General features: G+C 46.2%; 16 protein-coding genes. 6 read left to right on the top strand and 10 right to left on the bottom strand.

The window, feature by feature from the left end; translation table 11 throughout:
- Positions 1-14 precede the first annotated feature (14 nt).
- Positions 15-485: a type II secretion system major pseudopilin GspG gene (gspG, locus tag OXI21_RS01705; protein WP_279617823.1), complete on the top strand. Its 471-nt coding sequence runs from the start codon at positions 15-17 to the stop codon at positions 483-485.
- A gap of 982 nt (positions 486-1,467) precedes the next feature.
- Here gspG and OXI21_RS01700 read toward each other — a convergent pair.
- From OXI21_RS01700 to pyrF, 3 genes are read right to left on the bottom strand one after another with little or no spacing between them, the layout of a single operon-like run.
- A complete protein-coding gene (locus OXI21_RS01700; protein WP_279617822.1) occupies positions 1,468-2,679 on the bottom strand; it encodes an MFS transporter in 1,212 nt (403 codons plus the stop codon).
- 3 nt (positions 2,680-2,682) lie between these two features.
- Positions 2,683-3,315, bottom strand: a complete 633-nt coding sequence (gene pyrE / locus OXI21_RS01695) for an orotate phosphoribosyltransferase (protein ID WP_279617821.1) — start codon at positions 3,313-3,315, stop codon at positions 2,683-2,685.
- Between the two features lie 2 nt (positions 3,316-3,317).
- The gene (pyrF, locus tag OXI21_RS01690; protein WP_279617820.1) at positions 3,318-4,034 is read right to left on the bottom strand and encodes an orotidine-5'-phosphate decarboxylase; all 717 of its coding nucleotides are present in this window, start codon (positions 4,032-4,034) and stop codon (positions 3,318-3,320) included.
- A 556-nt stretch (positions 4,035-4,590) separates the two neighbouring features.
- Between pyrF and OXI21_RS01685 the strand changes: the two genes are divergently transcribed.
- Positions 4,591-5,490 carry a Kdo hydroxylase family protein gene (locus OXI21_RS01685; RefSeq protein WP_279617819.1) on the top strand — a complete coding sequence of 300 codons (900 nt, stop codon included), beginning with the start codon at positions 4,591-4,593 and terminating at the stop codon, positions 5,488-5,490.
- Between the two features lie 69 nt (positions 5,491-5,559).
- Here OXI21_RS01685 and OXI21_RS01680 read toward each other — a convergent pair whose 3' ends face one another.
- Entirely contained in the window at positions 5,560-6,588 is a 1,029-nt protein-coding gene (locus OXI21_RS01680; protein ID WP_279617818.1) for a lipoate--protein ligase, read from the bottom strand.
- Between the two features lie 175 nt (positions 6,589-6,763).
- Here OXI21_RS01680 and OXI21_RS01675 point away from each other — a divergent pair, with 175 nt between their 5' ends.
- Positions 6,764-7,594 carry an ABC transporter substrate-binding protein gene (locus tag OXI21_RS01675; protein ID WP_279617817.1) on the top strand — a complete coding sequence of 277 codons (831 nt, stop codon included), beginning with the start codon at positions 6,764-6,766 and terminating at the stop codon, positions 7,592-7,594.
- Between the two features lie 136 nt (positions 7,595-7,730).
- Here OXI21_RS01675 and OXI21_RS01670 read toward each other — a convergent pair whose 3' ends face one another.
- The 5 genes from OXI21_RS01670 to OXI21_RS01650 all read right to left on the bottom strand — a co-directional run bounded on the left by OXI21_RS01670 (position 7,731) and on the right by OXI21_RS01650 (position 12,979).
- Entirely contained in the window at positions 7,731-8,123 is a 393-nt protein-coding gene (locus OXI21_RS01670) for a NirD/YgiW/YdeI family stress tolerance protein (protein WP_279617816.1), read from the bottom strand.
- A gap of 121 nt (positions 8,124-8,244) precedes the next feature.
- On the bottom strand, positions 8,245-10,362 hold the full coding sequence (gene mnmC, locus OXI21_RS01665; RefSeq protein ID WP_279617815.1) for a bifunctional tRNA (5-methylaminomethyl-2-thiouridine)(34)-methyltransferase MnmD/FAD-dependent 5-carboxymethylaminomethyl-2-thiouridine(34) oxidoreductase MnmC: 2,118 nt from the start codon (positions 10,360-10,362) through the stop codon (positions 8,245-8,247).
- Between the two features lie 180 nt (positions 10,363-10,542).
- Positions 10,543-11,334 carry a hypothetical protein gene (locus tag OXI21_RS01660; RefSeq protein ID WP_279617814.1) on the bottom strand — a complete coding sequence of 264 codons (792 nt, stop codon included), beginning with the start codon at positions 11,332-11,334 and terminating at the stop codon, positions 10,543-10,545.
- Positions 11,335-11,357: 23 nt separating this feature from the next.
- On the bottom strand, positions 11,358-12,107 hold the full coding sequence (locus OXI21_RS01655; protein WP_279617813.1) for a rhomboid family intramembrane serine protease: 750 nt from the start codon (positions 12,105-12,107) through the stop codon (positions 11,358-11,360).
- A 68-nt stretch (positions 12,108-12,175) separates the two neighbouring features.
- Complete coding sequence (locus OXI21_RS01650; protein ID WP_279617812.1) at positions 12,176-12,979, bottom strand: pseudouridine synthase; 804 nt, start codon at positions 12,977-12,979, stop codon at positions 12,176-12,178.
- A gap of 83 nt (positions 12,980-13,062) precedes the next feature.
- Here OXI21_RS01650 and OXI21_RS01645 point away from each other — a divergent pair, with 83 nt between their 5' ends.
- Positions 13,063-14,169: an ankyrin repeat domain-containing protein gene (locus OXI21_RS01645; RefSeq protein ID WP_279617811.1), complete on the top strand. Its 1,107-nt coding sequence runs from the start codon at positions 13,063-13,065 to the stop codon at positions 14,167-14,169.
- 153 nt (positions 14,170-14,322) lie between these two features.
- Here the strand turns inward: OXI21_RS01645 and OXI21_RS01640 are convergent, their stop codons facing one another.
- Entirely contained in the window at positions 14,323-15,336 is a 1,014-nt protein-coding gene (locus OXI21_RS01640) for a hypothetical protein (RefSeq protein ID WP_279617810.1), read from the bottom strand.
- A 479-nt stretch (positions 15,337-15,815) separates the two neighbouring features.
- Between OXI21_RS01640 and OXI21_RS01635 the strand changes: the two genes are divergently transcribed.
- Complete coding sequence (locus tag OXI21_RS01635) at positions 15,816-16,067, top strand: FeoA family protein (protein WP_279617809.1); 252 nt, start codon at positions 15,816-15,818, stop codon at positions 16,065-16,067.
- Positions 16,060-18,603 carry a ferrous iron transport protein B gene (feoB, locus tag OXI21_RS01630; protein ID WP_279617808.1) on the top strand — a complete coding sequence of 848 codons (2,544 nt, stop codon included), beginning with the start codon at positions 16,060-16,062 and terminating at the stop codon, positions 18,601-18,603. The genes OXI21_RS01635 and feoB overlap by 8 nt, the downstream gene beginning before the upstream one ends.
- Positions 18,604-18,646: the final 43 nt, after the last annotated feature.

Below are 18,646 nucleotides of genomic sequence, written 5' to 3'. Positions count from 1 at the left end.
TGAGGAGCAGGGGAATGGATCATAAACGTCGATTGACTCACTATAAAACGGTGAACCAGATGACTCGCTCACGTGGGGTCACGCTTGTTGAGCTGATGGTGCTCTCGGCGATTTTTGCCATCTTAATTACTATGGTGGCGCAAAATATTTTCGGCATTAATAATGAATCCCGCGTCATTGAAGTGAACCAAAATCTGCGCTCCATTGAAGGGGCGCTCAGTGTATATCGTAAAGAACTTGGCGATTATCCGAGCAATGAGGAAGGACTTACGGTCTTAATTGAGGCGCAATCGACACCAGATTGGCAAGGCCCCTATCTTCGTGATGATCTGCTGTCTGATCCGTGGAATCGCCCCTACTATTATGAGCGTACGCCATCGCACTATCGTCTCTACACCTTAGGCGCGGACGGTAAAGAGGGCGGCACCCATCTCAATGAAGATATCAGTTTAACTCGGCAAATCCTTCCACTTGAAACGAATTAATAACTCTTTAATAAAAACAGTAGCTCGATCAATTGTTCCATGTGAAACCTCACATTTTTTACGGTTACACAGGTCTCTTCTTCATAATCTCTAATAAACAACGCATCTTTTGAATAAAAAGTATACAAAAGACGCTTTTTATATTGGCGTAATGTGGATAAGTTGTGGGGAACTTTTTCAGTCTTTAATCCTACACTTCCACTAACACATTAAAAATCCATTAATGTTACGGTTTCACATGAAACATTTTTAGTCAATTTCAAATATGTTTAGAAGAACTCCACTCAACAGCCACCGCACTAATTTGAAGACTTTTGTAGGCTTGTGGATAACATTGTGAATAACCCTTTTATAATTCTTTGGATAATTACGAGATAACCTCTGGATAAGTCCATACAGTCATCCGCATCTATTTGCGGACGCGAGTGAAACTCGATCATTCAATGGGTCTATTTAATCGCATTTTAAAAATTGAGTGACCCAAACGGGGAATAAAATCTTTTTTGTTGTGATGCACGATGTGGAAAAAGCGTATCAGTGAATAAGTTTTTGATCGTAATTGAAGCACACATGTAAATCTAAAATGACCTAAAAAGGTGTTTAAAAAAACATTGTGTTTTTAAAGGGAGACATAGTTATCCGTTAACGGACACTTTTTGGATAAAAGATGGGGATATCCACAATTTCATGGGAAAGGGTTGTGGATAACTTCGGGGATAACTTTTTTGTGTTTATGCTCGTTTGAATGGTAAATGTGGATAACCTTGTGGATAAGCCATTTGATAACTTGAGGATAAGAGTGGGATAATGGATCAATCATTTTGAAGTGCGCCATGGGAGATTTTAATGGCGTGCTGAAACTTAAGTGAATGGATTGATATCCTTGATTTTGAAGCATAAAAAAGCCTCTCCGAGGAGAGGCGATAATTATAAAGTTGTGGTTCTTAAGACAACTTTTGTAGGTTTGAAGCGATACTCATCGTTATTCGAGTGCTTTACCTTTGGTTTCTGGAATCATAAAGACAAAGGCAGCGGCTGAGAGAAGATAGACCCCTGAGATTGCGCCAAGCGCTACGCTTAACGAATGATCTTTCGAGAGTGACCCGATGATAAAGGGAGCAAATCCTGCTACACCACGGCCCACATTAAAGATAATGTTTTGTGCCGAGGAGCGAACCTCAGTGGGATAATGCTCCGATAAGAGCGCACCATAGCCGCCCATCATGCCGTTGACAAAGAATCCTAATAGCGCTGCAAGCCCGATAATTAACGCAAGGTTTGTTTGTTGGAAGTAGATCCAGACAAAGCCCGCGCTTACTAACAGGAAGAAGATATAGGTAGGGCGACGACCATATCGGTCTGCCGCTTGTCCGAAAATCAGCGTTCCGACGATCATGCCGGCAGCGGTAATAAAGGTCCAGAAGGTGATGTCCGAGAGTTTAAGGCCATGCTCTTCAAGAAGGACCGATGGCATCCACACCATAATGCCGTGGAAGCCAAAGTTTTGCACACTCGTTGCGATAATGAGGCCAAGTGTTGTAATCGTGGTACGGCGATCTTTAAAGAGCGGTTTGATGGAGATCTTGTTTTTGTTTTGACGTTTGACCGCTTTCCACATCTCCGGCTCATCAAGATTATGGCGAACCCACCACACAAGTAGAGCGGGAAGTGCGCCCACTAAGAACATTCCGCGCCAGCCAAAATGAGGGGAGACAAAGAGATTTGTCAGCGCCGCAAGGACAATACCGATCTGGAATCCAATCGCCACAACTGAAGTGGCTCGTGAGCGTTTTTTCGCCGGCCAAGTTTCCGCCACCAGTGTCATTCCGATCCCAAATTCGCCACCCAGTCCAAGCCCTGCAATAAAGCGCAACACTACAAAACTTTCAGCATTCGGGGCAAAGGCCGCAAGCCCTGTAAAGAGCGAGAAGAGCAAAATGGTCCAGTTAAAGACGCGAACGCGACCATATTTATCGGCGAGCATACCAAAGATAATGCCGCCAAGCACCGTCCCGATTAGGGTTAAGGTCTGAATCATACCGCCCTCAGCGTGGGATAGGCCAAATTCATTTCGAATCAGCACCATCGCAAAGCCGAGGATCATAATGTCGAGGCCATCCATTGCATAGCCCATCGTGGAGGCGAGAAGGGTTTTCTTATCGCCTTTTTCAATGATAATTTTTTCCGCACTCATGCTCTATTTGCCCCAGTTCTCAGGATCTTTATTCCATTCGGTAATGACGCCGAGCTGTGCTTCGGTAATCATTTTTTCGTCAAGCGCCACCTCTAAAAGTGCGGGGTAGTTGCTTAACGTCACATGTTTTAAATTGCCTTGTTCGGCAAAGTTTTTCGTTGCCGCGGGGAGCTCATAAGAGAAGATCGCCGCAACGCCAATAACCTCGCATCCTGCTTCTTCTAAAGCTTTTGCGCAGGTGATGGAGCTGCCGCCCGTTGAGATTAAATCTTCAACGATCACCACTTTTTTACCTTTTTCCACAATGCCTTCGATCATGTTGCCGCGGCCATGTTTTTTCGGTGAGCTGCGCACATAGACCATCGGTTTTTCAAGAACCGCTGAGACCCATGAAGCGTGCGGAATCCCGGCGGTTGCCGTTCCCGCGATCACCTCAACTTCAGGAAATTCGCGTTCGATCATCTCAATTAAACGTTTTGAGATAAATTTACGTACCGCAGGATAACTCACAATTAAGCGGTTATCGCAGTAGATGGGTGATTTGATGCCCGATGCCCAAGTAAAAGGCGCATCCGGTGAGAGTGAAACCGCATCGATTGAGATAAGGCGTTTTGCCACTTCTTTTGCAACGTTCATAATTATTTTTCCCATTCAGATTTAACAGTGTAATACGCTTGTAGAGGATCCGTCGCTTGCGTAATCGAGCGACCGACCACGATATAACTTGAGCCATTGAGGCGCGCTTGATGCGGGGTCATAATACGGCGCTGATCGTCGGCCGCATCGGAGGCAAGACGAATCCCCGGGGTGACGCAGAGAAATTCTCCATGAGTATTTTCTTTTACTTTTTGCGCTTCTTGAGCCGAACAGACCACCCCATCAAGTCCCGCTTCATGAGTGAGCTGACTGTAGTTAATGACCGATTCAAGGAGTGACATTTGCACGCCTTGCTCCCGCTGCATCTCCGCTTCCGTCATCGAGGTGAGCTGGGTGATTGAGATAAGATGCGGGCGCGTTTTCCCCGCACGAGTGCCGATATCAAGGCCTTCGAGCGCCGCTTCCATCATGCGTTTTCCGCCGGCTGCGTGAACATTCACCATATCAACGCCAAGTTTTGCAAGGCCAATCATCGCGCTTTTAACCGTATTGGGAATATCGTAGAGTTTTAAATCGAGGAATACTTCGTATCCGCGAGCCTTTAAGGTTTCAACTAACATCGGGCCTTCGTTATAGAAAAGTTCCATACCAATTTTGATATAGAGTTTTTCATCGGCCGGCATCAATTCTAAAAAGGCTTTGGTCTCGAGATAGTTCGGGAAGTCTAGGGCGATAATGGGTTTTGTTGGGCGCGTCATAAATGCTCTCTTTTTTTAAGTTAAAAAAATTTTGGCTCAAAAAAAAACCGACTTCATTGTCGGTTTTCAAAAAAATCTAATAAATAGAGAAAGAACTGCTTGAAAAGCAGTGCCTTGAGGGCAGGTGATGATCATTTTTTGCATCGTTTCCTCTATCCATAAAGTTGTTACACACAAAACGCGTAGCATTATACAGATTAAAAAGGCATTGGGCAAATTTAATCGGCAGATGGACGCTTTTTATGCAGATTGAAGATGATCAAATAGTAGCCGATTTTAGGGGGATCGGCAACTTTAGAATGTGGATAACCTTGTGAATAACGAATGGATAATCCAAGGATAATGGGTAGATAAGCCTTATGCCCGACGATTTTTACGCTCTATATCATAAAATCATGACAATTAGATGACATTTTGGATTATTTTTGTATAATTAATTACTTAATTGTAAACGATTACCATTTGAATCTGCTTGTTATTATCGTTAAATGAACAATATGCCAATCAGCGGGATTCAGATGGGATGGCGGCTGCCGATGCCGGTAGCAAGGAGTAAATGATGACGGACAGAGCGGCGTTAAGCGCCCCCATTTTAGAATTACCGCACACTTCATGGGATTTTGAAGCGCCGGAAACAAGTGAGATTATCGATACGCTTGAGGCGGGAAATGTCCTCTTTTTTCCCAATTTAAAGTTTGATTTGACCGAGACGGAAGCGGCGTTACTTGGCCCAGAACTTGTGGATCCTAAGCGTAAAAATATCAGTTTTAATGTGGAGAAAGATCAGCTTCGCGGTGTGGTCGATCCTGCCAATGAGCCGGTAATTAAGGCACTCCTTGAGCGTTACTATGCGTCCACAAAAGCATTGGTGGAAACGCTGTTACCGAACTATAAAGGCCATCTTATTGAGCCGGTAAATAGTCTTCGCGTGCATGAGATTGCTAAGTGGCAGGATAAAAACTCCTGGCGCAAAGATGATACGCGACTTCATGTGGATGCCTTTCCATCGCGTCCGATCCATGGCAATCGTATTTTACGGATTTTTAACAATATTAATCCCCATGGTGTGCCGAGATCGTGGCGTGTGGGGGAATCCTTTGAAACGCTTGCAAAGCGCGTACTTCCGGGGTTAAAACCTTACTCACCGATGGCGAGTTGGATTCAAGATAAATTGCACATCACGAAAAGCCGCCGCACGCATTACGATCATCTGATGCTCGCGATGCACGATGCGATGAAGGCGGATCTTGAGTATCAGAAAAATGGCGTGCAGTGGGATGTGGATTTCTTCCCCGGCGCGACGTGGGTCTGTTACGCCGATCAGGTGCCGCATGCGGCGATGAGCGGGCAATATATGCTTGAGCAGACCTACTTAATTGATGTGAATGGGCTTAAAAATCCAGAGCTGGCACCGCTTAAAGTGCTCGAACGGTTAACCGGCGAAGCGCTGCTTTAATTGATTAGGTCTTTAATGGTAAAACCGCAGAGAATTTAAATCCCTGCGGTTTTTTTGTGGTTTGAAATATTATTTAATCGCATTGACGAGCCAAGTTTTCAGCTCTTCGAGCGGCGCTTTAAATTCAGGCGCGGCAATTTGAAGAGGGGGAAACATCGCTTCAATTTCGCTTGGTTCATAGCGTTTTCCTGGGAGGGCATTTTCAAGCACCTCGAGCGGATCGAGCACTAAACTATCGGTAAAAAGTTTCGCCTCTGTAATTACTCCGCGATTGACGTTGAGATGGAGATCAATTCCGCCCCAAGTAAAACGCTCGGAGAGATGATGGCTAAACTCCATCACTGAGCCAAAATTCCAATCCCACGCTTGTTGTAGCGCATATTGCTTCTCAAATCCGGGGAGATTCGGGGTATTGTCGGGCGAGATATATTCAGGCGTCACCTCAACCCCGTAATGATTGCAAAACGCTTGCACGAGCGCTTCAAAGAGATCCTCGTGAGTGAGATTTGGGTAGAGATTTTTTAAGTTTTCCACTCGGGAACGCACCGAGGTAATGCCTTTTGCTTTGAGCTTTTTCGGGTCGGGATTTAAATATTTTGCGAGCGAATCGAGATTAACATCTAATAGCAATGTGCCGTGATGAAAGCCGCGATCGGGGCGCTCACGAAAGGCCGAGCCTGAAATTTTACGCACCTCATCGCCTTGTTCAATCACAATATCATTGCGTCCAAAATCGATGGCGGGAATCTCTAGAGAATTGAGCGCATCGAGTACAATTTTTGTTGAGATTTTTCGGTCATACCCCGGCTTACCGGCCATAAAAGTGAAACAGCTATTGCCAAGATCTTGAAACACCGCACCCCCGCCACTGTGACGGCGCGCGAGCATAATATCATCCTCTTCCATCAGGCGCGTATTGCACTCTTTCCATGGATTTTGCCCGCGACCAATCACGACCACATTGTCGTTACGCCAGAGAAATAGCACTGTTTGACGGGGATCCATGTTACGGAAAATCACCTCTTCCACCGCAAGATTAAAGTGGGCAGAGTGGGAGGTGGAGATCAAAATACGAACCGGTTGTGTGATATCTGACATGGGTGCCTCTCGGTTAAGTAGTGTAAAAATCAGCGTTTCCATCGATATCATAGCAAGCTTTTTTAGGAGTGCCATAAAAACATAGACTTTTTCCTAATTTATGCTAATAATAATCATTATCATTTGATAGTCGATATTATAAAAATAGCAGAAAACAGTAGATAAAGGATCGATCATGAAGAAATTATGGATGGCGGTAGCACTCACTCTCGGCGTTGCGGTGGCGGGTCCGAAAGGGGTGGTGATGGATTTTGGCGCACTTGATACCATTGAAGCGCTCGGCGCGGAAGCGAGAGTATTGGCGCTCCCGAAGGCCAATACCCCAGAATATTTAGCGAAATTTAATACCGATTCCTATGCCTCTAGCGGGACGATGAAAGAGCCGGATATGGCGCTTATTCGGGAAAAATCGCCCGACTTTATTGTGATTTCAGGACGGCAAGGCGCATTTTTAGAGGAATTATCGGAGATTGCGCCGGTAATTAATTTCTCGGTGGAGGGAGAGTATTTAACCTCAACGAAACAAAATATTTTAGCCGTTGGAAAAGCGGTGGAAAAAGAGCCGGAAGCGCTTGAAGCGTGGAATCGCTTAGAGGAAAAGATTACAAAAGCTCAAGAGAGAGCCCGAGCATCTGGGAAAAGCGCGGTGGTGATTCTCCATAATGATGGTAAGTTTTGGGCGTCAAACAGTAATGGTTACGCCAACTTTATCCACAATGTGGCCGGTGTCAAAAAAGCCGATACCGATGCCCAAGAGAAGGGATTATCAGCCACCTCGGCCTATTTAGAGCTTAAAAATCCTGATCTCATCTTTATTGTGGATCGAAGCGCTGCGATTGGGCAAACGCCGATGGATCCGCAACATTTTACTAAGGCTGAATTTGCCGCGGTGAACGCGGTTAAGGATGGCAAAGTGATCTATCTTACTCCGAAACTTTGGTATCTCTCAGGGCAGGGATTGCAAAGCATTGAGCGCCAGCTTGATGAAGTTTTAGATGCCCTATAATCTCATTACATACTGACTCACAAAAATAAAAAGCGCCACGGAGGCGCTTTTTTTACGGTCTTACTTATCACGTTTCATGATCGTATGAGGAGTGAAGACCGGTTTAATTGTCTTTTATAGGGCGGCGTTGATCGAGTTATTTCGCCAGTTGAATGCGATCCACATCAATCTCAACTTTTCCGCCACGGCCCGCATCAATCTCCCCTTCTAAGCGAACGGTATCGTTCGGGGTGATGATGACGCCGCGCCATTTATCTTTATCGATCTCAACGACAATTTCATCGGTGCCATCGGTAAAGAGGTATTTATCTTTGCGCAGGTGTTTAGTAATTTTCCCCTCAAGCGCAATGTAGCTATCGTCGCGCATTGTTTTCGCGTCCGAGATGGTGACATTATCCACCGCCGATGGGCCTTGGAATCCGCCTTGAGTGTTACTGATCATCACCGTGGATGGGTCTTTAAATTGTGCCACCGCAAAGGGGCTCGCTAAACCAACTGCAAGTGCTGAAACCATGAGTAGACGTTTCATAGATATCTCCTTTGATTAAATTAAGAATCATAGATTAAGGGTTATATTCCGTTCTTTCATGATTTTAGTATAGACCTATATTTGTAAATAAATGCCAGCTGTCACGGAAAATCCAGAAGTTTTACATTTCTTTATTTTGATGATTTTTTAAGGAATTGTCATGGCGTTTTGGAAAGCGGAGCATGCGAATATAAAAACGCGCGGGATGGCACGCTTCAATGAGATCTCGCTCAACGCTAAAGGTGTTTTTTTCAATATGATCAAGGAGGAGTTTGGCGGAAAGGGGCGCAGTAATCAGCCCGCGGGAACCGTGGCCAGCATTAATAAAGAGCCCTTTATGGAAGGTGCAGAGGGTATTGGGGATATTATTGGCATCTTTCTCAATCACTGCATAATCGATCATAAAGCGCTCAAAGTGTGGGACCGGGCCGACAATGGGGAGATAGTCAGGGCTTGTTGAGCGAAAGGCGGTGCGCCCTTGGAGCGTTTCAAGCGGGTAATGATCTGCATTGAGTGCATGATAGAGCGGCTCTGAGGCGGTTTTGAGCATGGTAAGATTTTGCGCGTGTTCCTCATTTGAGAGTGCGCGATCGCTTCGCTCAAAATTAAAGGTGGCACCAATGCAGTGCATTCCATCGGCTGCAGGGGAGATATAGCCATCGCTGCAGATCACGCTTTTAAGGGATTGGCTCTCAGGCGTTTCAGGCAAATAGGTCACCTGTCCGCGAATATTTTTAAGTGGTAATTCCGCGGTTTGATAGAGCATTGTGCTCTCGGTGGCATTGGCTAATATCACCGTTTCCGCTTCAAAAGTGTTCTCACTGTGCGCGCTTTGAGTAATCACCTTCCAGTGATGCTGACTTGATTTCGATGTCGCCCTAGAAGTGTCTTGGGAAGTCTCCTTGGAGGGTATTTTGGAAAGGGAGAGCACCTCACAATCGGTGATTAGGGTGATATTGGGATGATCGAGCAGCGCTTCACAAAAACGGCGCGGTTTAACCCAGCCCGATTCAGGGAAAAAGAGCCCTTCATGATTAACCTCAATGTTCGTAATTGCGCTCCCTTTGTCGCTAGAAACGCCATATAAAAGCGCATCATTAAAGGCTTCATCGAGATGATGATTGCGTTTCACCTCTTTTTCGGAGTAGGAGAGCTGAAGTACGCCACTTTGCGCCCAGTCGATGCCTTCCACGAGTTTCCCCTCTGTGGTCAGCGTTTTTAAGAGCCGAAGCGTATAGCCAAATCCTTCAATTAAAAAGCGCGTCTGATCGGTGCGATGAGCGGAGAGTTTCAGATATAAAATGCCTTGAGGATTGCCCGAGCCTTCCCGCGCAATCTCGCCGTTTTTTTCAAGTAATGTAACCTTAAAGCCCCGCTTTGCCAAGAGATAGGCACTGGCTGCACCTGTAATTCCGCCTCCGACGACAATGGCGCTGCGCATTTTAATGAGATGGTCGCTATGGCGAAACCACGGCGCGTTTTCCGTCCGTTCTTTACGGGTGAGGCGCCGATTAAGATAGTCCTCATCGGGCGCATAAAATCCAAACAGCATCTCGCGTTTAATGCCAAAGCCTTGATCTTTTTGCATCTCAAACCCAGCGCGAATGAGGCCGCGCCGTACAAATCCGGCGGAGGTGAAGGTCGCTAAGGTCGCGCCAATTCGGGATTTTTGCGCAAGTAAAGTAAAGAGCTCCTCGCTCCACATCTCAGGATTTTTTGACGGGGCAAAACCATCTAAAAACCACGCGTCGACTTCTCCTTTGATCTTGGGAATCACCTGTTTCACATCGCCAATCATTAAGGTGAGCGTGATGCGTCCTTCCATCAATGAGAGCGTTTGAAAGCCCTCATGAATGCCGTGATAAACACTGAGAAATTCCTCAATCAGCGGGGTAAGCTCTGGCCAGCGGGAGAGCGCTTGGCTCATATCGGTGTGGGAGAGCGGGTAGAGTTCGGCGCTTAAAAAATGAAGATGGGATGTTGCGGGCGCATTTTTACAAAAGAGTTCCCAGGTAGCTAAAAAATTGAGCCCGGTGCCAAAGCCGGTTTCAGCAATGGTGATGGTTTCATAGGGCGCAAGTTCTGAAAAACGTTTAGCTAAATTATTATGAGCGAGAAAGACATAACGCGCTTCCAAAAGCCCATCATCGGAGGAGAAATAACGATCCTCAAAATGCTCAGACATCGGCTCTCCCGCCTCATTCCAGGAAATGGAAGCGTGTGTCATTGAGGTCGTCATAATCTCTCCTTTTAATTAAATTTTTTATGCAATGATGGGCTAATTATACGCCATTGGTAGAGCGCTTGATTGATGGAGATCGATCGGTTATCCATAAAAAATCCCTGTGTTATACAGGGATTATTCACAGAGTTATCCACAAACCCTGATTCGTTAAAGCTTCTTATTCATTAATTGAACCTAACGATAGGTATCGCAACGGTTGTGCCAGCCTTGAAGCCAGCGATTTTCATTGCGGGCGGGATCGGCATTTTGCACCCGTTCAGAGAGGCGCGCTTTACTCGATTCGCGGAAATGAGAGAGAGCGGTGGAGGCGTTTTGTGGAAGATGGGGCATCCCTTCTAACACTTGCAAAAGCCCCCAACCTTTACCCTTATAGCGCTCATTGGGATTGATGCCTTCCCCTTTAAAATTAACATAATCGATCAGTGCGTAGAGCCCATTTTTGGCATTCGCAACGGCGTAGAAATTATCGCGCACTTTTTGCGGAGATCGGGAGGCGGCCTCCATTTTCGGGAGCGCCGTTTGTAGACGCTTAAAAATATAGAGAATTTGTAGATCGCGAGTTTGGTATAAAAACTCTTTGAGCGCCGTGGCGGAGGCATTATTTTGATTGGTAAGAAAATGCTCGCGATTGGGCCACGGAGCGGTTTTATGGCGCACTAAAATAAAGGGAAGTTTCGCTCCTTTTTGTTCTAAAAAAGTGACAAGCCCGGGAAAGGTCTCCTCAAAGCGTTCCACTTCGTCCGCTTTATACCAGATAAAATGCCCGATCCCGAGCGATGGGAAGTTTTCCCCTTGGTTCCATGTAATCAGTTTATCGGGATTGCCACTCGCTTCATTCATAAAGATTTTATCGGCCACCTGCATCAATTCGTGATCGGTAATTGAGAGCGTTTCGCCTGCAAAGGTAAAGGGGTTAATGATGATAAATAAAAACGTGAGCAGGGCATTTTTTAGCGTTTGAATCAAATCAATCTCCTTATATGTGATCGTTAATAACGGCGTTTTTTCGCTTGAGAGCGCCAGTAGAGCATGATGATGAGCCCAGCAATCGCGCCGCCAATGTGGGCAAAGTGCGCCACCGGATTCCATGAAAAATTCATTAAACCTAAAATGATCTCAAGGATCATAATGCCGGGAATAAAATATTTTGCCTTAATGGGAAAGGGGAGAAATACCAGCATGAGGCTTGAGTTTGGGAACATCAATCCATAGGCCACTAAAATGCCATAGATCGCACCGGATGCGCCCACCATCGGGGTGATGTAACTATAGGCAAGATCGCGGGCGATCTCTAAATTGGGGATCATCGGATTGAGCAGTGTCCCTTTAAGATCGATAAAATGCATGCGCTTGCGAATGAGCTCAGGATCGAGGTCAAGCTGTAAAAGTTCCGCTTTATAGTTTGCGACATGGAGAAAACTCTGCGCGTTAAAGAGTAAAAAAGCGCCGATGCCTGCTAAAAAGTAGAGGATGAGAAAGCGTTTTTGCCCGAGATGGGTTTCCACCGATGAGCCAAACATAAATAGCGCGAACATATTAAAAAAGATATGTCCCGTACCACCGTGCATAAACATGTGGGTGAGCGGTTGCCAGAACTTAAAATTGAGCGATTCAGGATAGTAACTGCCGAGCAAAATCGTGAGCGAAACATCGTTTGCGCTGAGTAACTGCGTCACTACATAGAGGCCGATATTAATGAAAAGCAGGGCCCGGGTTACGGGGGGAATCTGTTTTAGCATGGTGAGTCACCTCGATTAATTCGTAAGTCCTCATCATAGCAAAGTCGCCGGGAAATTGGCGTTGATTCTCACCGGCTATGGAGCGGAATAAGGGGCGGATTATCACTTGGAAGATTCATCGCGGTTAACAGCGTGCGAAATTCTTCGGGAAAGGGGGAATGGAGCGTGAGCAGCTGATTCGTTTCAGGGTGATTGAGGGTTAAATAGGAGGCGTGCAGCATTAACCGTTCGTTGTGGAAATGGGTCTGAATCGACTTATTGTGGCGCAGATCTCCATGTTTTGAATCGCCAACGATGGGGTGAGCGGCATAATTGAGATGCCGGCGCAATTGATGGGTACGTCCGGTGATCGGTTGCAGTTCCACAAGGGAGTAGCGCGAAGTCTCATATCGCCCGACAGGAAGCGGAAGTTCACATTGGGCAAGGCCGCGACAGTAGGTGAGCGATTCTTGATAGACAATCGGCTCCTCAGCATCAGGGTCTTCAAGCTCATGCTTGAGCGGGGCATCCATTTTCTTAATCTCTGAACCAACAAAGCCGCGCACCACCGCATGATAGATTTTGGTGGGCGTATTGTGAGTAAATTGATGGGCAATGTGGCGAACGGAATCCTCATTGAGTGCAAAAATAAGGACGCCCGAGGTAGGCCGATCGAGCCTATGAACCGGGTAGAGATATTGGCCGATCTGCTGACGCAACTTTTGCAAAATGATCTGTTTATTGCGGGGATCGAGCATGGAGCGGTGCACAAAATAACCGGCGGGTTTAGTGATCGCAACGAGCGCATCATCGTGGTAGAGAATCTCAAACATAGGCATTAAATCGGGGAAATTGGGGCGAAAAGAACGAAAAATGAGGGAGTATTTTATCACTCTTGTCCCTATGACGATAGAAGGTTTGGTAAGATAGAGGGCTTGTTATTGGATTGAAATATTCACCTTAAAAGGAGCGCGTTATGACGCAAAAAGCGGTTGAAGTTGACCATCTTCCCACCATCGTGGCTGAAAAAAATCCCTTTGGCGTACAGTTAATCGATCTTCGCCCCATCACGCTGCAGATGATCGGCTCGTCAAAAGATCCGCAAGCGTCGATTCATGCGCGTTCGTACGGCATTGAAGATGGCTCATCTTTTAGTGGTAATCAGCCAGACAATAAACGAAAAATTGAGAGCACACTGAGCTATAAAGTGGCCGATAAACTCTATCCCGGTTCGCTCTTTATCCCGACGCAGATGGAGCATAAATGGGCGATCTTTTATGATGGCGCGTTTATCTATATGGTGCGCAGTTGGACACGGGAAGTGGTGGTGCGTGCGCGGGTCTCTCAAGAGGGCGATACGCTCTATGTTAAATGGATTGAGGGCGCGTTTTTGGATGATGCAAGCCTTGAAACGGAGCGCTATACCGAAGCGATTTTCCATTATTTAATGCGAAGCCATGCGCTCAATGATATTACCCCCGTGCCTCTTCCAAAATCTTTGGAAACCACGCCCAATGAAGCCGCCGTGTGGGCGTTTGTGCTTTTTGGTTATAAGGCCATTGTGGGCGTTTTTGATGAAGAATATCGTAATGAAACGGACGCGGAACTTCGCTCAACCACGGCGCTCCATATCTCGATCGCCAATGGTGAATATGAAGAGGTGGAAACGCAGTTAGAGCAGGGCATGGATATTGAGCTTTTGGCGCAAGATGGTTTTCGCCCCCTTCATTGGTCGCTCTATGCGAAGGATCAAAAAATGGCGGAACTGCTGCTTGAAAAAGGCGCTGATGTGGAAGGATTGAGCCTCGCAGGAACAACACCGCTAATGGACGCTGTACAGCTTCGAGAGCTGGATCTTGTGAAGATGCTAATTGAGCATGATGCCCGCGTCAATGCGACCGATCATAATGGCTTTACTGCACTCCACCGCGCCGCTGAGATGGGCTTAACGGAGATTGTGGAATACCTTTTAAGTCAACAGGCCGATCCATCGATTGTGGCGAAAGGTTATACGGCTCTTGATTTAGCAAAATATCGAAATGAGCATGACATTGTGGCGCGTTTAACTGAGCATCTTAATTGATCGGCTTATGTGTCGATGCTATCTAATCGATTGAATTGATTATTAATGGTATGAATAATAGTCGATTTTCAGATTATTAAAATAATCAAAAGAGCGATTATTAAAGGCATTAAAATAACCTTAATGATAATCGCTCTACTTTTGAAATAAGCCCTATTCTACAAATTGCAAATAGTGACTCCAGCCCGGATCGTAGTGGTAATCGATGGCGAGATTTGGGCCAAATTCCACAAACTTTTGTTGCAAACTGTTAATGCACTCCACATCGCTGACGTAATACCCTAAAGTCTGCCGAGGAGTATTTATGTGATGACGCATACTATGGGTATGAATGGCGTAACGAAGGCGGTGAAGCGCCTCATCGACCTGCTCTTCGAGAACGCGAATTCGGTCAAAGGTTTCGCTTTTTTCGTGGGATTCTGGCAGGGTGATCTCCACATAATAGGGGTAGTTTGGATCGCCCACAAGGGCGTTCGCAGTCTCATTCCGGCGCATTAAAAAAGGCACTGAATCGTAAGGATCGATAAGCTCAAAGGAGGACCAATCCCACGCTTGATGATCGATCTCAGGATAGACTCCGCTGTGGCCTAAATGTTGATGCCAAAACTCTTTATAGCATTGGCTAAACTCCGAAATTGAGAGCGTTTTTGTTAAATGAACCGGGCTTTTTTCAAACGCGACACGGCCCACTTTCGTCTCAAATTCATACTCGCCGAGCGCGTAATCTAAGAGTAAAAACACCAGGTATTGTGCTTCTTCTAAAATCGCTTCGGGAATGGTTTTATGGGTGGCAATGGTGAGTGCAAAACGGCGTTTTTCAAAACTGTAATCGAGCAAAATATCATCGTGACCAAGGCGAAGCCCATTATCCCAATCGAGATAGAGATCGGTCACATCGCAGGCTTGGCGAAACGGGTAGATGGTAAAGTATTGCAAGCGCGGGGCAGAAGCTGCCATCTTAAGCACCTTTTCAAAGAGGGTAACATCCCCATCGGCGGTAAAAATAATCTCATTCGGCGCCTCTTTATAGATCTCTGCAATCAGCTCAATCCCACACTCTTTAAGCAGACGATTGACGCGCGCCATACGCGTTTTCACCGGAAGTGTCTGTAACGAGGATTCGAGCGCTTTAAAGCGTTGCCAGAAAAAGTGCACATTGTGAATCATGATTCTATCCTTACCTTTATGGCCCACAAAAATCGAGGCGGTGAGCCATGTTTTTATTATTATATTTAAATCGGTCCCCTAAACTTTGATCTATATTATGATCTGTAAATCACACTATAATAAATTGTGTCGACTTTTTGCAAGCCCCTGATTTAAAAAGATTGAACCTTCTTTACTTTTCCTTATCAAATCCAGAATAGTGATAGATAAAATATATTGAGAATAATTCTCAAACAAAAATAGAGTTCAATTACAACGTGGCTCAAGACGATAAAATCAATGGGTTTCGTCAAAGAAAGATTCCTTAAAATCAGCGATAAATGGCAAGAACCGATCCCGCCTAAAATAATTAAAACCGGATAAAACATCATAATATCAATTGGTTTAGCGTTTAATGAGAGTCGTTTGCATTTTTAAAAGCTCTCATTGATAATGCTTCTCATTGTCATTATATTTTTGAATTAAATAAAAGGTGCGAGATGTTCCAAGAGATTCCGCTAGCGCTCGATCGATTACAGAGTAACCAACGGGCGGTGATTAAAGCCGTTCACAGCGATGGGGTATTGCGCCAGAAGCTGTTTAACATGGGATTTATCCCGGGGGCTGAGGTGGCGATGGTGCGTTCAGCGCCGCTGCTCGATCCGCTTGAGGTGGAAATTTTGGGCTATTTTGTCACCCTTCGTCGTGATGAAGCGCGCATGATCGAGATCGATCGGGTGGCGCATGATTAAAGCAGCATTAGCGGGGCAACCAAACTGCGGGAAATCCACCATTTTCACCATGATGAGTGGCGTCAATCAGCGCGTTGCTAACTATCCCGGCGTAACGGTGGAGAAAAAGAGCACGCGACTTAGTTACAAAGGGGAGATGATCGAGCTCGTCGATCTTCCCGGAACCTACTCCTTTAGCGCCTTTTCCATGGAAGAGAAAGCGACGGTGGCCTATCTTTTAGATGATGATCCGGACGTGATTATCAACGTGATTGATGCCTCGTGCCTAAAGCGGAGTCTTTATCTCACCTTTCAGCTCCTTGAGATCGGTAAACCGGTGATCGTGGTGCTCAATATGATGGATATCGCAAAACGCCGCGGCTTAACCCTTGATCGGGCCGCCCTTGAGGGGGCGCTAGGCGTCCCAGTCATTGAAGCGGTGGGCTCAAAAGGGATCGGCAAAGAAGCGATTTTAACGGCGATGTTAGCGGCGAAAACCGATGGGGCAGTTGATACTTCGCCTCAAAAGCGCCCCCATACTTACTCAGAAATTGAGACAGAGCTCAATCAAGTGGAATCGCTCTTAACCGCCGAACCGTTACTTTCTGAACTGTGCAATCAAATTGATCCCCGCTGGCTTGCGTTAAAAGTCTTAGAAAATAATCAGACGGTAATCGAACGAATTGAAGACCGTGTGCCCGCGTTTATGGAGCAGTTGCATCCGGTGACTGACAATCAAGACGATCGGGACAATCAGGGTGTTCACGATAAAGATCTAAACAAAACGGCTCAAACGATCGATTCGATTGTGGCGGCGGAGCGTTATCGAGCAGCGAATTTGATCTATGAGGCGTGCGTGTCAGAACCTTTAGACAAAAAGCCGACGCTCACGAATCTTATTGATAAAGTCGTGCTCAATCGTTGGCTCTCCTTTCTTATTTTGGGGCTGGTGATCTATGGCACCTACGAGCTCTCCATCGTCAAAGGCTATGCGCTCACCAATTATACGTGGCCCTATCTTGCGACCTTAAAAAACTTTATTGTCTCGCTCCTTCCTGAGCCTAATTTTATCGAGGTACCGCTTGTCACCGAGCTTGGCATTTGGCTGGTGAACAGTGCGCTCGCACTCCTTAATTATGTGCCGATATTCCTTATCTTATTTATGATTATCGCGATTTTGGAAGATACCGGTTATATGCCGCGAATCGCCTTTGTGCTCGATCGCGTCTTTAATCGTTACGGGCTTCATGGCCAATCGACGCTTCCGTTAGTGCTTGGCGGTGCGTTTGTTGGGGGGTGCGCGGTGCCGGGGATTATGGCAACGAAAGGCATTGCCGATGAGCAGGCGCGCATTGCGACCATTATGACGGTGCCCTATATGAATTGCTTGGCGAAAGTGCCTTTTTATACGCTGATTTTGGGTGCATTTTTTGCGAGCACAATGTCGCTGATGATGTTTTTTATCTCGACAATTACTTTCTTTATTGCGCTGAGCATAGCGCGGATTTTAACGCTCACCATCTTAAAACATCGGGAGCGTACGCCCTTTATTATGGAGCTGCCGCCGTATCATTTGCCGACGCTAAAAGGGGTGATGCTCCGCGCGATTCAACGCATTTGGCTCTACATTCATAAAGTGGGAACGATTGTGATGGCGGTGGCGGTAGTGCTCTTTGTGCTCCTCCAATTTCCCGGGATTTCAAAAGAGAAACAGCTTGAGATCGATCATCGTGTTGATGTGATGCTGATGGAGTATGACGAGGCGATTCAAAACTCGCCTTATTATGCGGAAGTGAACGATAAAAAAGCGATCTACGCGCTGATTAATCTTAATAATCGCTATCGCGCCGATCGGATGGCCGCCTCCCAATCACCGGAAAAAGCCGCGGCAGTGGATACTAAATACGCTCAAAATTCACCGGAGTTTTATAAATTTATTAAGCCTGCCGATAAAGAAGCCCGCGCGATTAACAGGGAGATTCGTAAACTCTCGCAACAAGGGCAATTACTGCAAAATGAGATTAAAAACGAGCGCATTAGTAACTCCTTTTTAGGAATGTTTGGCCGATTTTTAGAGCCGGTCACCGAATGGGCGGGCTTTGATTGGCGCATTAACGTAGCATTTTTAAGCTCCTTTGCCGCGCGGGAAAGTGCGGTGGCCACCATCGGATCGATCTACGAGTCGGGTAACGCCGAGCGCGCTGAAGAGGCTTTTAGCAGTGATGCGGTGGGATATAGCGCCCTTCATGCGGCAGCAATGCTGATCTTCATGATCTTTACGCCTCCGTGCATTGCCTCGATGGTGGTGGTAAAGCTCAATGTGAACTCCTATAAATTAATGTTGCTAGCGATCTTTATGCCCTTTGGGCTAGGGCTTCTCTTTGCGTCGCTCTTTTTTACTCTCGGCAATTATTTTGCTTGGAGTGGGACGGAGATGATGGGTTATTTCTACAGCACCATTGTGGGAATTACCCTCTTGCTGGGCTTTATGCGCCGGCCTCTAAAACGCCGTTTCCCCGAGAGTGAGGACGCCCAATATACCTACAGACATTCGTAACGATTTTTATTCATTGTTGTATTGATTCATTTTATCCATTAAC

It is taken from the genome of Ignatzschineria sp. RMDPL8A (assembly GCF_029815055.1).
Classification (GTDB): Bacteria; Pseudomonadota; Gammaproteobacteria; order Cardiobacteriales; family Wohlfahrtiimonadaceae; genus CALZBJ01.
The sequence above is the reverse complement of the archived record's forward strand: the minus strand, read 5'-3'. Positions and strand labels throughout refer to the sequence as shown.